We start from the raw sequence: 13,931 nt of genomic DNA, 5'->3' as shown, positions 1-13,931 counted from the left end.
GGCGTCTCGCTGTCCCGGTGGGATCAGGCCGAACAGCCAAGCACTTTGTTGCAGCGCTACCTGACCGAAGTGGAGCCGGACCTCCGCTCGACCGGCCACTACCGCAGGCGGAGGCGTACGCGGTGGCGAGCCGGTTGTACTACGAGCTGATCAACCACACCGACGCCACCACCTGAAGCAAGCCGCGCAGCGGTACGAGGTGGTGAGCGCCCTTTGGAGGGCGCCGCTCGCCGTAGGCCAGCACACCGACGTCCTCGGCCGGGGCTGGGAGCGCCGGGTTCTGAGGAAGTCGTCCAGCCGTGCGTGTTGTTCATGGAGCCGAGGATGTGTCCTCGCCGGGCGGTGTACCTGCCCCGCGAGGGATACCGTCACACCCACCGGCACGGCACGCCGTTCAGGACGAAGGACGCCGGCCGGTCGTTCGCACCGCTCCAGTCCGCCAGGAAGCCGAACGATCGGGACTCGCCGGGCGGGATCGCCGAGTTCCACGGCGCACCGTGCACCGTCACCACCGGACCGTCCTGGGTGAAGGAACCGTTCCAGAGCTGGGTCACGCGCTGGTCGTTGGCGTACGACCAGGCGAGGGTCCACGAGTCGAGCGGTGCGGTGGCGGAGTTGGTGATCCGCACCGAGCCGAGGAACCCGCTCTGCCACTGCGTCGTTGTCTCGTAAGCGATTTCGCAGGTGGCAGTGGGGAGAACGGTTCCGATCCGGCTGGGATCGGCCACGGCCCAGAAGGCGTCCTTGGCCCGCAGCCGGGTGTCGAACAGCAGCGGGTGGTCCTTGCGGGTCACCGGGAACGTGTCGAGCCACGTGCTGTCGTCGGCCAGGCCCCAGAAGGTCACCGAGCTGATCGCGTGCGCGTACCTGGTGAACACGGCGAACAGGTCGCGGTAGCGCTGTGCCTGTGCCAGCAGGGAAGCGGCGGGCGGGCTCGGGTACGACTGGTTGCTGTCGGTGTAGATCGAGACGTCCATCTCGGTGATCTGCTGGTCCACGCCCAGGGGCAGGAACTTGGTGATCATCGCTTCCGTCTCGGCGGCCGAGGGCCAGTCGACGTTGACGTGCATCTGGTGTCCGACGGCGTCGACGGGAACGCCTTCCGCGCGCAGCTGGGACACGAGGTTGTACAACTGGTCCCGTTTCGCGGGCACGTTGGTGTTGTAGTCGTTGATGACCAGCTTGGCGTTCGGTGCGACCTCGTGCGCCACGCGGAACGCCGTGCGGATGTAGTCCAGTCCCGCGATCTCGAACCACTTGCTGCGACGCAGGCCGTCCGGTTGCGCCTCGTCGACGACCTCGTTCACCACGTCCCACGCCGTGATGTCGTCGCGGTACCGGCCCACCACGGCGCGGATGTGCGTCTCGATGCGCTGCAGCAGCAGCGCTTTGTTCTCCGCGGTGGGTGTCATGTCGGCGCCGGAGGAGTCCTTGAAGACCCAGTCAGGAGTCTGCTGGTGCCAGACGAGGGTGTGACCGCGGATCGCCTTCCCCCGCGCCTTGGCCCAGTCGACGAGTGTGTCCGCGTCCGTGAACCGGAACGCGCCCTCGGCGGGTTCGGTCGCGTCCCACTTCAGCTGGCTGCCCGGTGTGATCGAGCTGAAGTGCCGGTCGAGCAGCCTGCCGTGCTCCCCGTACAGCAGGGCGGGCTCGGCGGCGACCCCGAAGTGCCGGAACGGCACCACGTCCCGCAACGCGGGGATGTCGGTCTGGATCGGGGGAAGCGGTGTGTACGACAGGACGAAGTCGTCGAGGTGGAACGACGCCGCAGGACTGGAGCTCTCCACGTAGGTGGTGAGGAAGTCGGCATCGGACGTCAGCGTGTAGCCACCGGTGAGGTTGACCCAGCCGTCGGCGGTGACGAGCGTGTCACCGGCGACCCCTTCGTAGGACGTGACGCCGTCGGCATGGCGTTCGACGGACATCCGGAGCCGCGCGGGCTCCTCACCGCCCGCGAGCCGCACCCACACCGAGAGGTTGTACCGCACGCCCTTCTCGACGTCGTCGAGCAGAGCGAGCACTGGCCCTTCCCAGGACTGGGTCCGACCGGAGACGAGGAGGCTGCGGGCACCTCCGTGCGCGACGGCCGAGCTCACCGCGGTGGTTTCTCCTCCGCGCGAGGTCCAGCCCTGCAAGGTGTCGTCCTCGAACGTGCTGGACACCACCGTCACCGGAGTTTCGGCGGCGAGCGCGGCGGGACCGTGCGTCAGCAGCCCTGCCGCGACCGAGGTGACCAGCAGACCGGCCAGAACTCTCCTCATCGAGAATCCTCCAAGTTCTGGGAGCGCTCCCAGAACCATAGAGCGACCTGCTCCCGGCACCCAGGCACCATTCGGCCCAAACACGGCAGCCCGCTGCCAGAGCATCGGCGCGAGTCCAGCCCGCTCGCGGGTTGACAGCGGGAGGAGGTCATCGCGGAGTCGGCGGACATCCGCCACACCGTCGGTCCGTCGACGAGCGCCGCGGCGCCGGCGCGACCATCAAGGCCGAGTTCGACGGCATGAACGGCAACGAGGTCATCCTTCGGCGCGAAAGGGTCCACCGCGACGCCGTCGTCACTGCTCCTCCGGCCCCCACACCATGAACGGCAGCTTCCGGACGTACGCGGCGTAGGCGGGACTGTCGGCCGAGGCCACCGCGATCGCTTCCACGGTCTCCTCGAACTCCCGCCGGTCCGCATCACTCATCTTGAGCAGCTCGTGGACGATGTGCTCCGCCGCCTTCACGGCCGCGTCGGGGTCGACCTCGTCGTCCTCCGCCTCGTCCAGGAACGCCAGTGCGGACACGATCGCGCGGACCAAGGGCTCGTTGTTCATCGGGGTGTCAACCTCACGAGGATGCCGGTGACGCTGTTGTGCGCCTTCCACCGGTTCGCCGAGCCTACTGAGTCCCAACGGACTTCCGGCGTGCGCTCGAGGGCGGACCTCCGCGCTGTGGTGGGCGGTTGTCCGTCGCGGTCGCCCCGGCAGGCCGCGGAGGCATCGGAGAGCCATGAGGCGGCGTGTCGCGCCGTCGGCGGACCCGTCGGCCGATCTGCCCCAACGGGCAGCAACTAACACGGATTGTCCCTGTGCCGCAAGGATTGCGGGTTGGTCGACCAAGACTGTGCCGTCCCCGGCAGGCATCGCGGCGATTGCGGTGGTCCTCATTGACCCCCGGACGTCCTCCCCGGCAGTTTCGGCGAAGCCCGTGCGAGTCCGATGGGCGACGAGCACGAGCCGAGGCAGTCAGGAGGAAGGCGGACCCATGGCGGACCAGGACCGGCTGCAGGAGTACCTGCGTCGCGCGACCAGTGAGCTGATGCAAGCGAGGACTCGCCTGAAGGAATGGGAGAGCGCCCGGAGCGAGCCCATCGCCATCGTCGGCATCGGATGCCGCTATCCCGGGGAGATCGGCTCCCCGGAAGAGCTGTGGGACCTGGTGGAGCGCGGGGGAGAAGGACGCTGCCTCCTTCCGGAGGACCGTTTTCCGGCGGCGCTCTACGATCCGGATCCCGGCAACCCGGGCACGTACCACACCCGCTACGGCGGAATCCTGTCCAGCGCGCTCGACTTCGACGCGGGTTTCTTCGGCATGGGCCCGGACGAGGCCCGCGCCGTGGACCCGCAGCAGCGGTTGTTGCTCGAAGTCGCCTGGGAGGCGCTGGAGCACGCGGCGATCGAGCCCTCTCGCCTGCGCGGCTCCCGTACCGGCGTCTTCACCGGCGTGATGTACAGCGACTACGGCAGCCGCCTCGTTCCCGCCCCGCCGGAGCTGGAGGGATACCTCGTCGTCGGCAGTGCGGGCAGTGTCGCTTCAGGACGGTTGTCGTACCACTTCGGTTTCACGGGGCCGACTCTCACGGTGGACACCGCCTGCTCTTCCTCGCTCGTCGCGCTGCACCTGGCGATGCGCTCGTTGCGCGGCGGCGAGTGTGACCTCGCGCTGGCGGGGGGAGCCACCGTCATGTCCACTCCCGCGGTGTTCATCGACTTCTCCCGGCAGCGCGGGCTCGCCCCGGACGGCAGGTGCAAGGCGTTCTCCGACGACGCGGACGGCACCGGCTGGGGCGAGGGCGCGGGCCTGCTCGTGCTCGAACGGCTGTCCGACGCCCAGCGCAACGGCAGGCGCATCCTGGGAGTGCTGCGCGGGTCGGCCACCAACTCCGATGGCGCCTCCAACGGCTTGACCGCTCCGAACGGTCCCGCGCAGGAGCAGGTCATCCGGGCGGCGCTCGCCGACGCCGGGCTCTCGGCCTCGGACATCCAGGCGGTCGAGGCGCATGGCACCGGCACCCGCCTGGGAGACCCGATCGAGGCTCAGGCGCTGCTGGACACCTACGGGCGGGCGCGGCCGGCCGACGCCCCGCTCAGGCTGGGGTCGGTCAAGTCGAACCTGGGGCACACGCAGGCGGCGGCCGGGGTCGCCGGGGTGATCAAGATGGTCATGGCGATGCGGCACCGCACGCTTCCCGCCACCCTGCACGTGTCCGGGCCGACGTCCCATGTGGACTGGTCGTCCGGCGCCGTCTCGGTGCTGACCGAACAGGTGCTCTGGTCGGCGGACGGCCCGCTGAGGGCCGGGATCTCCGCTTTCGGCGTCAGCGGAGCGAACGCGCACGTCATCCTGGAGGAGGCACCGGCGACGCCGGAGCCCTCCGCCGTCCGGGTGGTGCCCGAGGACAGGGCGCTGCCGCTCGTGTTCAGCGCGCGTTCGGTCACCGCGTCGCGGGCGCGGGCGGAAGCGCTGGCGGAACTGCTGGCGGACTCCGCCGACGCGGACATGCTCGACATCGCGTATTCGCTCGCCACCACACGTGCCGTCTTCGAGCATCGTGCCGTGGTCGTCGCCGAGCGCAGGAGGGACGCCGTCACGGCGCTGCGAGCCTTCGCCACCGGCAGTGCTCCCGCCCTTGTCGTCTCGGGCAGCGCCGATCACGTCTCGCAGCGCGGCGGTAGGGACACGGCGGGTGCGCCGGAGCCCACGTGGCTCATCGGAACCGAGGGGTGCGTGGAGGCGGCGCAGCGGTTCGACGGTGGGCGGTCCGCACCACGAGCGGGAGATGGGCACCGTCGGCATGCTGCCGATGGACCCCGCGCGCGCGGTCGAGTGGCTGGGCAAGGTGGGCGCGGGTGGTCCGGTGCACCTCGTCGTCGGCGCCGCCGACTGGAAGCTGACGGCGGCGGGTCGCCCCGGTGAGCTGCTGTCGGAACTGCCGGGGGTGAAGGAGCGCGTCACCACGGCGACGCCGGTGGCCGTGGACGACATCGACCAGTCCGGCCGTGCGCGTGACGCGTTGGCCCCGGCGGCCCGCGCCCGTGCTCTGCTCGACCTCGTCCGCGACGCGGCGGCCCGCGCCCAGGGCAGGGAGTCCCGGGCCGACGTCGACCCGGCACGGGGCTTCCACGACCAGGGGTTCGACTCGCTCGCCGTCATGCGGCTGCGCAACAGCCTCGTCGTGACGACGGGTCTGCGGATCGCCCCGTCCGCGGTGTTCGACCACCCGACCCCGGCCGAGCTCGCGGTCCACCTGGACGGGCTGCTGGCCGAGTTCACCGAGTCCGAACGGAACTTCCTTCCACCGCAGGGAGAACGCTCAGCGCGTATCGCTCGCCCAGCTGCACCACCGGCTCGCCGACCGGCGCGACCACGAACTCCAGTCCCGCCGCGCGCAGCATCGCGGACCGCAAGCCGGTGAGAGCGGTGGAAGCGGTGGGACCGCAGTGCGGTTTGCCGGTCAGGTCGGCCACCGTCGCGAACCACCGCGTACCGTCCAGCGCTGTCACGTGCCGGTGGTGATCGCCGAACCCGATCGCCGCGTAGGTGAGTCCGGTCGCGCTCGTGTCCGGAGCCTGCGACCGGCTCAGCGGCCGGTGCGTGGCGCTCAAGGACGACCTGGACGACCTCGTGAACCGGATCGGCGGTGACGCCAGGGTGCTGCGGATGCAGCCGCCCAGCGGCTGATCCCGTTCAGCTCGCCAGCCGCAGCCCGCTGTGGTCCAGGAGGCGCTCCAGTGCCCGGCGGCTGTGGCTGACCGGCTCGTCGACACCGAGCCGTTCGGTGGCGAAGGCCCGCACCAGCCCGTGGAAGTGGTAGCGGCCATGTCCCGCGTACTCCAGCAGGTGTGCGGTGAGGAGTACGTCGAGCAGCCGCTGCACGGTCCGGGGGGACAGGTTGGCCAGCGCCGACGCGGCGTGCACGTCGAACACGCCAGAGGGGTGCAGCGTGAGCAGCCGCAGCAGCCGCCGTGCCTCGGGCGGCAGTGCGCGGTCGGACAGCGCGAGCGCGTCGCGCAGCCCGCCCTCGAGTGCGAGCGCGGCCATCGGCTCCACGTAGTCGTCCAGCGTCCAGCCGGGATGCTCGCGCAGGTGCCGGGCGATGATGGACAACGACTGCGGGTGCCCCTCCGATGCCTCGGCCACCCGGATCGCGGACGATGCGTCGAACAGTCGCGGCCCGCCGTCGTGGCGGAGGAGCTCGAGCGCCTCGATGGGCGTGAGCGGCGGCAGTGACGCCGACGGCAGGTTCTGCAACCGGGCGCGGCTCGTGACGATCGCGTGGCACCCGGCGGGCGGCAGCAACGGGCGGACTTGAGCGGCGTTCGAGACGTTGTCGAGCACGACCAGCGCGCGGGAACCCGCGAGCCTGCGCTGGAAGAGCCTCGCGCGTGCCGGCAGGTCCGGGGGGATCTGGTCGCAGGGGACGTTCAGCAGCCGCAGGAACGACTCCAGCACCGCTTCCGGGCAGGCAGGCGGGCAGGCCGCGTCGATCCCGTGCAGGTCGGCGAACAGCACGGGGCCGGTGACCCGGCCGGACCGTGTCCACCTGTGTCCCAGATGCACGGCGAGTGCCGTCTTCCCCAGGCCGGCCATGCCGTCGAGAGCGACGATGCCGCCGGTCGCAAACCTCGTGAGGAACTCGGTCCTGCCGAGGAACTTCGGGAGGTCGGCGGGCAGTTCGTCGCGCACGCTGGTGAAGCTGGTGCCGCCGGTCTCCCCGAGCACCCGCCTCAGCGCCTGACGCCACTGGACCACGAGCGCGACGTCGCCGTTCACCAGCGCCTCCACGACCGCGAGCATCAGGTCGATGCTGGGGCGCCGCCTGCCGGGCTGGAAGCAGTTCCCGACGGTGGAACGCGCCGGCCACTCGCTGCACGGCCTCCCCGCCTTCCCCCACGACGCGTGGATGTGCCGGGTGATGTCGGTGATCGACGGATTTCCCGCCTCCACCTTCAACCTGCGTAACGCCGCGACGTACTCGTCGAGTGTGCGCGGCCGTCCTGGTGTGAGCACAGAACGCCCCCTCTGCGAACTTGGAACGCTCGTTTCAAGATAGCGGGGATGTCAACCCTGTGTGAGCAAGCCGGGCTTCTCGTCCAGGATCGTCCACGTCTGCCCACTCACCGAAGGCCGTCGGACAGGCTGCTCACATGCCAGAGATCATCGTTTCACTCCAGCACATCGGCGGAACTGTCACCGAAGGCCAGGCGCGTTCGCACTCGGTCGTCATCGACCGCCCTGCCGACAAGGGCGGCGACGACAAAGGCCCGATGGGCGGGGAACTGCTGCTGCTCGCGCTCGGCGGCTGTTTTCTCAGCACCTTCCTCGGGTTCGCGCGCGGCGAGGGCCACCCGCTCGAAGAGGAACTGGTCAGCCTGGAGGTCACCGGCGTGCTCACGCCTGCGCCGACCCGGTTCACCGAGGTGACCGTCCAGGTGACGGCACCGGCAGAGCTCGAAGGCGAGTTCTCCAAGCAGTTCTTGAAGGCCGAACGCGGCTGCATCGTGCACAACTCGATCAAGGACGCGATCCAGGTCGTGTTCGAGTACAGGTGGGTGTCGAGAGGATGAGAAGCGCCATGACGGAGAGCAAGAAGGTCGTCATCGTGGGTGCGGGCTTCTCCGGCACGCTGACGGCGACGAGGTTGCTGCAGTTCGCGGAGTCGCCGCTGGACATCACGATCATCGAGCGCAACGAGGGTGTGCGCGGCGGTGGGATCGCGTTCGGCGAGGCATCGACGACCTGGGACCACATGCTCAACATCCAGGCCGGGCGCGTCACCCTGTACCGGGAGCGCGCCGAGGACTTCCTGGAGTGGGCAAACCACGAGGCTGATCGCACGATGTGGCCGAGCCGGTGGCGCTACCACCACTTCGGCTTGAGCTGCGTCGTGCCGCGGCGCGTCTTCGGCCAGTACCTGACCGAGCGGCTGCACGGTGTCGCCGCCGAGGCGGGACACCAGGCGACGCTGACCGAGCGCGGCGGCACGGTCGTGGACGTCCGGCCCGACGGCGAGGGACACCTCGTGCAGTACGTGTCCGGTGACGAGGGACACGTGCACATGCTGCACGCCGACTACGTCGTGTTCGCGACCGGCCACCTCGACCCGGTGCGCAAGTCCTTCTACGACGACGTCGAGCGGTCCCCGCGGTTCGTGTTCAACCCGTACGCCAACGGTTCTCGGGCCGTGTTCGAGTCGATCGCGCCCGACGAGAAGGTCCTGCTCGTCGGGTCGGGGCTCACGGCGTTCGACGCGGTGGTCTCGCTGGTCAACGCCGGCCACAGCGGTGAGGTCCTCATCTGCTCACGGGCCGGGTACATGCACGGCACGTACCCGGCCGACCACCAGCACGACATCTGGCAGGCACGGCGACCGCCGTTCCTCGACGCCGACACCCTGACCCCGGCGGCGGTGGTCGAGGGTGTGCGGGCCGAATACGAGCACCTGCGCGCCCAGCTGCACGACACGAATCCGGACGTCGTCGCCGAACGGATCATGAAGGCATGGGAGCCCTACGTCGCCGAGGTGGCGGCCCGCCTCGCGCCGGAGGACGTGCGGATGCTGCTCGACCGGTACAAGAGCCTGATCGTGGCGCACCGCACCAGCACCGTGCCCGACATCGGCAACGTGGTGCGCAACCGGATGCGCAGCTACACCGGCGCTCCCAGCACGATCTCGCAGCTGCCCGCCGAGATCACCGGGATGGTCACGGAGGGGCAGCAGATCCGCGTCTCGTTCAGCGACCGGCCGGACCTCCTCGTCGACCGTGTGGTGAACTGCCTCGGCAACACCACCGACTACGGCTCGGTCGCCCACCCGCTGTGGCGCGGCCTCGTCCAAGACCGTGGTCAGGCACGCCCGCACGACCGGACCGGCAGGGGCATCGAGGTCCGCGGCCACGGTCAGCTCGTCGGCGCGAACGGGCAGGTCAGCCCCACGCTCTACAGCGTCGGCCCGATGCGCCAAGGCGACGAGACGTGCCGCCGCGGCCGGCTCGGCGCGTTTGTGTTCAGCATCGGCACCCTGCGCAACCAGTGCTTCGACACCGCGATGGAAGTGCTGCGCCACATGCGCGCCCCGGAGGTCTCGGTGATCCCCGAGGACGTGCAGCACTGCCTCGTCCGCGGTACCGAGTGGCTCGTCGGCCACGTCGGTGCCCCGGGACTCAAGGAGAAGGTCCTGGCGCACGCGCGGGCGTCGGTTCTGCCCGCCACCCAGGCGTACCTCCAGGCCCGCGAACGCGACCAGCGGGAGAAGCTGCGTGCCGCCATCGCCGACGACCTCGCCGAGTTCGCCGCGACACTCGACGCCGAACCCGGTGTCCCGCAACGGCTGACGTCGTTGCTGGCGCTGCTCGTGGAGAAGCACGCGGTCTTCACGATGTGCGACATCGCCCGGTTGTCGGAGTGGCAGTCACCCCAGCACACCGAGCTGGTCCGCACCGCGCCGGTGGAGCTGAAGTGACGATCTTCGACCGGCTGTTCATGGTGCGGCACGGCGAGTCGACCTGCAACGTCGTGCACCGCATCGCAGGCAATCTGGACGCCCCGCTGACCTTCCTCGGGCGGGTCCAGGCCGAGAAGGTGGCGAGCAAGCACCGCGGCCAGCGATTCGACCGCGTGTTCGTGTCCCCGCTGTCCCGGGCGCACAACACGGCGCGCACGATCCTCGGTGATCGGCCGGACATGGTCATCGACGTCAGGCTGGCGGAACGCGACTTCGGCGACTACACGCTCAAGAGCAAATCGTTGTTGCAGAGGGAACACGGCATCGCCGAGTACGAAAAGGCGATGAACGGCGACAGCGACACGATGTCGGGTGGCGAGACCTTCGAGCAGTTCCGCTCACGGGTGCATGACTTCTTCGTCCACGAGCTGGTGCCCGCACTGGAACGCGGCGAGACCGTGTGCGTGGTGTCGCACAAGTACGTCGTGGAACTCATCTGCCGGTTCATCCTCGACCGGCCGGTGGGAGAGTCCTACGACCTCCGGCTGCCGAACTCGGAGATGCTGCATGGCGGCCGGATCGCGAGCTACGTCGGCCGGGAGAACAAGCACCGAAACATGCTCTACGACCGGATAGTCGTGCATCACCCGGTCGTGTTCTGCCTCGGCATGATCGCGGGTCTGCTCGGCAACCTCGCCGGTGTCCGGCTGCCCGCCTCACCGTACGTCCTGCTGGGCCTGCTCGTGGCGGCCAGCGTGATCACCATGTGCCGCATCGAGATCGAGAGCGCCGGCCGGTACGTCCGCGACCGCGGGATCATCCGCGCGGTGCTGCTGAGATACGTGGCGATACCCATCCTGCTGGCGCTCGTGCTGCACTGGGTCCCGCTTGGCGACGCCGGGTACGCCGCCGTGCTGATCGCGGCGCCGAGCTCGGTGGTCGCCATGACCGTCAGCCGGTGCCTGGGGGGCATGATCGTGCCCGCGTTCGCGCACGTGATGCTGTCCTCGCTGGCGGCGGCCGTGTCCTTCTCCGCGGTGCTGTCGGTGGTGCTCGACCGCAATGTCGTGCTCGCGGTCGCGCTCAGCGTGCTCGCCTCCACCGGGACCGTCCTGTTCTCCTACGCGGTGGTGAAACAGCTGCGCCGCCGCAGTCCCATCCGGACGGCGAAGTTCGGTGAGCGCAACGCCTATGTCGCCGTGCTGCTGCTGACGGCGTTCATCGTGCTCGTCTCGCTGTCGCTGGACCTGTCGACGTTCCCCACCTACGGGCTCGCGGCCGTCGGTGTCGCCGTCGCGCTGCGTCTGATCTCGCTGGCGCTGACGCGCCGCCGGGACCTGCAAGGGCTCGACGACTACGTGGCGATGACGTATCCGAACGTCTTCGTCGTGGTGATCATCGCTGTGCTCACCGGGCACGCCGATCTCGCCACCCTCGCGATCTGGTCACTGCTGCCCACGTTCGCCTTGTCCTTTTTCGACAGCTGGTACGCGCGCCGCGTCGTGGTCGACGCCACCGACGAGCGCTGGCTGACCGAGCTGCGCATCCCGGCGAGCCGTGCCGCCGTGAAGAAGGGGGGAGTCGGTGCTTGAGCATACCGATCCGAATCTGTTGCTGGTGCTCAAGGTCCTGCCCGCGATCGCCGTGATCCTGGCGGCGTCGTGGGGCTGCGGCAGGCTGGCCTTGCTGGTCGGCCAGCCGCGGGTGCTCGGCGAGATGGTCGCCGGCGTCCTGCTCGGCCCGACGATGTTCGGGGCCTTGTTCCCCGGCGTGCAGCAAGCGCTGTTCCCCGCCGAGGTCAAACCCGTTCTGTACGTGCTGAGCACGATCGGACTGACCCTGTTCATGTTCCTCGTGGGCGCAGGACTGGACCACGGGTCGAAGGAGAAGGGCGAGAACGGCAAAGCCGCCGCTCTCGCCGTCTCCGGGATCGTGCCGTCACTCGTGCTCGGCGGAGGTGTCGGTGTGCTCCTGCACAGCCAGCTCTCCGTGCCCGGCGTCAGCATGTTCCAGTTCGCGCTGTTCATCGGTGGCGCGCTGTCGATCACCGCGTTCCCGATGCTCGCCCGCATCCTGTACGAGCGGAACCTCCAGAACTCACGTCTCGGCAGACTCACGCTCTACGCCGCGTCCATCGACGACGCCGCGGCCTGGTGCTTCCTGGCCGTGCTCAGCGCGCTGCACGCCACGTCCGGCATCGGCAGCGCGCTGGTGACCATCGGCCTGGCGACGGCGTTCGTCCTGCTCATGCTGTTCGGCGTCCGGCCACTGCTGCGGCCCCTCGGCAGACAGGTCGAGCGCAGCGGCAAGTTCGGCTTCGATCAGATGTACGTCGTCGTCGGCGTGGCGCTGCTCGCCGGCTTCTGCACCGACTACATCGGCATCTACTCGGTGTTCGGTGGCTTCATCGCCGGACTCGCGATGCCGCGCAACAAGGTGTTCCGGGAAGCGGTGCAGGCCAAGATGATGGACGTCGTCTGCGTCCTGCTGCTGCCGATGTTCTTCACGCTGTCCGGGCTCAACACCCAGCTGAACGGCCTGGCCAGCCTGGCGCTGCTCGGCCCGTTCGCGCTGATCCTCGCCGCCGGGTTCGTGGGCAAGTACTTCGGCTGCGCGGTGTCCATGCGGGCGGTCGGCTTCGGCTGGCGTCAGTCGTTCGCGGTCGGCGGCCTCATGAACGCCCGTGGCTTGATGATCCTCATCTTCATCAACATCGGCCTGGCCCAGCAGATGATCAGCCAGGAAGTCTTCTCGATGCTGGTGCTCGTCGCGGTCATCACCACCGCGGCGGCCGTGCCGCTTTACAGGTGGGCGCTGCCACCGCGCTTCGAGAACGAGGTCGCCTTCCCCTCACCGGATAGGGAAAAGGTCCTTGTCTAGCCGTGGCTAGACCAAGACGCTGAGCGCGGCCTTCACCGTCGCGTTCAGCGTCTTCTGGTCGGCGCCCGCGCGGGAACGCAGGTTCACGCCGTAGGCGAGCATCGCCAGCATGTCCGCGGCCCGTGCGGCCGGGACACGCAGCTTCGGCTCGTGTCGGAGCGCGGTCCGCAACGCGGCGCTGAGCTGATCATGGTGTCGCAGCAGGACCGCGTTGACGTCCGGGTCGTCGTTCTCCCCGTTCGCGTGCGCGTTCGCGATCATGCACCCCCAGCGCGCGTGCTCACCCGAGCAGCGAGTCCTGATGAGACCGGTGAAGAAGTCCGCGACGGCGGGCAGGCCGCGGTCGTCCTCCGCGAGCCGTGCGAAGACCGGCTGCGAGCGCAGGTCGACGTACCGTCGCAGCGCCGCCAAGTAGAGTTCCCGCTTGCCGCCGAACGTCGAGTACAGGCTCGACCGGTTCAGGCCGGTGGTCGTCACGATGTCCTGGATGCCGGTCGAGGCGGCACCCTGCCGCCAGAACAACCCCATCACGGAGTCGAGCACGGCGTCCGGGTCGAAGTGCTTGACGTCGGGCATCATCGCCCTCCAAACTAACATGAACCGACCGTTTCAAGTTAGCGCCTTCGTCACGCCCGCGCAACAACCGTCCAGATTCATCCATGAAATCTCGTGGCGGCACCACGGCGGCGCACGCTCGACCCATGTTCCCGCCACTCTGGACCTCGGCCTACGGGCGCAGGGGCAACACCATCACCCGGTTCTTCGCCAAGCTCGCGGTCCGCGTGGGAGAGTTCCTCCGCGAATTGTCGCGCTACGACAGGGACACCTTCATGACGCTCTGACCACTCGCGCGTCCACTCCGCCCCGCGCGGCGCGGCCGGGTGAGAAGCAGTCCGGTCCAGTCGAACCGGACTGCACCGGGTTCGCCCGCGGCCGGGTTCCCGCTGGCCGGTCGAACTGGCACACCGTTGCCGCGCACCAGTTTCTCCCCCGTGCGCCGCCGATCTTGCCGGTGTCACCGGCCACCAGCCCGCCGGTCATCGGACGGGCTCCGGCCGTAGGGAGGTGTGCGGCGTGGTCAGTCCGTCCCGGACGGTGTGTCCGTCCGCGGTGGACCCGGCGACGCCGGCCCGCCCGCCGAGGTCGGCCGGAGCAGTCCCACGCGCGCGGACCGAGTTTCCCGGACCGTCGCCGCGGGCCGGGCGGGGACCGGTCAGGCGGGCCGCCGGCCCAGCTCCGGTCCGAGCTTCGTCGCCAGGTCGGTGAGGATCTGGACGTAGTCCTCGTGCTCGAAGCTGAACGGCAGCGCGAACGCCACCTCGTCGACCTCCCGGAACGCGAGCTG

12 protein-coding genes and 1 pseudogene are annotated in these 13,931 nt (G+C 69.4%); 8 read left to right on the top strand and 5 right to left on the bottom strand.

The genetic code is table 11. The features are described 5' to 3' along the window. Positions 1 to 368: 368 nt before the first annotated feature. Both BLT23_RS37285 and BLT23_RS37280 read right to left on the bottom strand, forming a co-directional pair. A complete protein-coding gene (locus BLT23_RS37285) occupies positions 369 to 2,261 on the bottom strand; it encodes an endo-1,4-beta-xylanase (protein WP_090059632.1) in 1,893 nt (630 codons plus the stop codon). A 294-nt stretch (positions 2,262 to 2,555) separates the two neighbouring features. Beyond that, on the bottom strand, positions 2,556 to 2,816 hold the full coding sequence (locus tag BLT23_RS37280; protein ID WP_090059630.1) for a hypothetical protein: 261 nt from the start codon (positions 2,814 to 2,816) through the stop codon (positions 2,556 to 2,558). A gap of 430 nt (positions 2,817 to 3,246) precedes the next feature. Here BLT23_RS37280 and BLT23_RS37275 point away from each other — a divergent pair, with 430 nt between their 5' ends. The 3 genes from BLT23_RS37275 (at position 3,247) to BLT23_RS41175 (ending at position 5,943) form a co-directional block, all read left to right on the top strand. Beyond that, positions 3,247 to 5,178 carry a type I polyketide synthase gene (locus tag BLT23_RS37275; protein ID WP_090059628.1) on the top strand — a complete coding sequence of 644 codons (1,932 nt, stop codon included), beginning with the start codon at positions 3,247 to 3,249 and terminating at the stop codon, positions 5,176 to 5,178. Next, a complete protein-coding gene (locus tag BLT23_RS37270) occupies positions 5,120 to 5,677 on the top strand; it encodes an acyl carrier protein (RefSeq protein WP_176947112.1) in 558 nt (185 codons plus the stop codon). The genes BLT23_RS37275 and BLT23_RS37270 overlap by 59 nt, the downstream gene beginning before the upstream one ends. Positions 5,678 to 5,802: 125 nt before the next feature. Further along, positions 5,803 to 5,943 carry a hypothetical protein gene (locus tag BLT23_RS41175; protein WP_176947111.1) on the top strand — a complete coding sequence of 47 codons (141 nt, stop codon included), beginning with the start codon at positions 5,803 to 5,805 and terminating at the stop codon, positions 5,941 to 5,943. A 6-nt stretch (positions 5,944 to 5,949) separates the two neighbouring features. Here BLT23_RS41175 and BLT23_RS37265 read toward each other — a convergent pair whose 3' ends face one another. Then, positions 5,950 to 7,272 carry a hypothetical protein gene (locus tag BLT23_RS37265; RefSeq protein WP_143036177.1) on the bottom strand — a complete coding sequence of 441 codons (1,323 nt, stop codon included), beginning with the start codon at positions 7,270 to 7,272 and terminating at the stop codon, positions 5,950 to 5,952. A 137-nt stretch (positions 7,273 to 7,409) separates the two neighbouring features. Here BLT23_RS37265 and BLT23_RS37260 point away from each other — a divergent pair, with 137 nt between their 5' ends. The 4 genes from BLT23_RS37260 to BLT23_RS37245 are packed head-to-tail and all read left to right on the top strand — an operon-like array spanning position 7,410 to position 12,586. Then, on the top strand, positions 7,410 to 7,829 hold the full coding sequence (locus BLT23_RS37260; protein ID WP_090059619.1) for an OsmC family protein: 420 nt from the start codon (positions 7,410 to 7,412) through the stop codon (positions 7,827 to 7,829). An 8-nt stretch (positions 7,830 to 7,837) separates the two neighbouring features. Next, entirely contained in the window at positions 7,838 to 9,724 is a 1,887-nt protein-coding gene (locus tag BLT23_RS37255; RefSeq protein WP_176947110.1) for an FAD/NAD(P)-binding protein, read from the top strand. Then, positions 9,721 to 11,298, top strand: coding sequence for a histidine phosphatase family protein (locus tag BLT23_RS41170; RefSeq protein ID WP_176947109.1), 1,578 nt, complete (start codon positions 9,721 to 9,723; stop codon positions 11,296 to 11,298). The genes BLT23_RS37255 and BLT23_RS41170 overlap by 4 nt, the downstream gene beginning before the upstream one ends. 25 nt (positions 11,299 to 11,323) lie before the next feature. Further along, positions 11,324 to 12,586 carry a cation:proton antiporter gene (locus BLT23_RS37245; RefSeq protein WP_176947108.1) on the top strand — a complete coding sequence of 421 codons (1,263 nt, stop codon included), beginning with the start codon at positions 11,324 to 11,326 and terminating at the stop codon, positions 12,584 to 12,586. Between the two features lie 6 nt (positions 12,587 to 12,592). Here BLT23_RS37245 and BLT23_RS37240 read toward each other — a convergent pair whose 3' ends face one another. Continuing rightward, complete coding sequence (locus BLT23_RS37240; RefSeq protein WP_245744564.1) at positions 12,593 to 13,183, bottom strand: TetR/AcrR family transcriptional regulator; 591 nt, start codon at positions 13,181 to 13,183, stop codon at positions 12,593 to 12,595. A 104-nt stretch (positions 13,184 to 13,287) separates the two neighbouring features. On the opposite strand from BLT23_RS37240, the gene BLT23_RS41165 reads away from it, so the two are divergent. Beyond that, on the top strand, positions 13,288 to 13,428 hold the full coding sequence (locus BLT23_RS41165) for a hypothetical protein (protein WP_176947107.1): 141 nt from the start codon (positions 13,288 to 13,290) through the stop codon (positions 13,426 to 13,428). Between the two features lie 371 nt (positions 13,429 to 13,799). Here the strand turns inward: BLT23_RS41165 and BLT23_RS41940 are convergent. Then, positions 13,800 to 13,931 (bottom strand): annotated as a pseudogene (locus tag BLT23_RS41940) (LLM class flavin-dependent oxidoreductase); the annotation flags it as partial.

This window comes from Lentzea fradiae (assembly GCF_900100955.1).
GTDB lineage: Bacteria > Actinomycetota > Actinomycetes > Mycobacteriales > Pseudonocardiaceae > Lentzea > Lentzea fradiae.
This window is presented reverse-complemented; position numbering and strand designations above follow the sequence as displayed.

What these genes read in the sequence shown, in the direction of transcription:
- BLT23_RS37280 (WP_090059630.1), bottom strand. Translation starts at nt 2,816, where the DNA reads ATGAACAACGAGCCCTTGGTCCGCGCGATCGTGTCCGCACTGGCGTTC.
- BLT23_RS41165 (WP_176947107.1), top strand. Translation starts at nt 13,288, where the DNA reads ATGTTCCCGCCACTCTGGACCTCGGCCTACGGGCGCAGGGGCAACACC.
- BLT23_RS37255 (WP_176947110.1), top strand. Translation starts at nt 7,838, where the DNA reads ATGACGGAGAGCAAGAAGGTCGTCATCGTGGGTGCGGGCTTCTCCGGC.
- BLT23_RS37260 (WP_090059619.1), top strand. Translation starts at nt 7,410, where the DNA reads ATGCCAGAGATCATCGTTTCACTCCAGCACATCGGCGGAACTGTCACC.
- BLT23_RS37275 (WP_090059628.1), top strand. Translation starts at nt 3,247, where the DNA reads ATGGCGGACCAGGACCGGCTGCAGGAGTACCTGCGTCGCGCGACCAGT.
- BLT23_RS37285 (WP_090059632.1), bottom strand. Translation starts at nt 2,261, where the DNA reads ATGAGGAGAGTTCTGGCCGGTCTGCTGGTCACCTCGGTCGCGGCAGGG.
- BLT23_RS37240 (WP_245744564.1), bottom strand. Translation starts at nt 13,183, where the DNA reads ATGTTAGTTTGGAGGGCGATGATGCCCGACGTCAAGCACTTCGACCCG.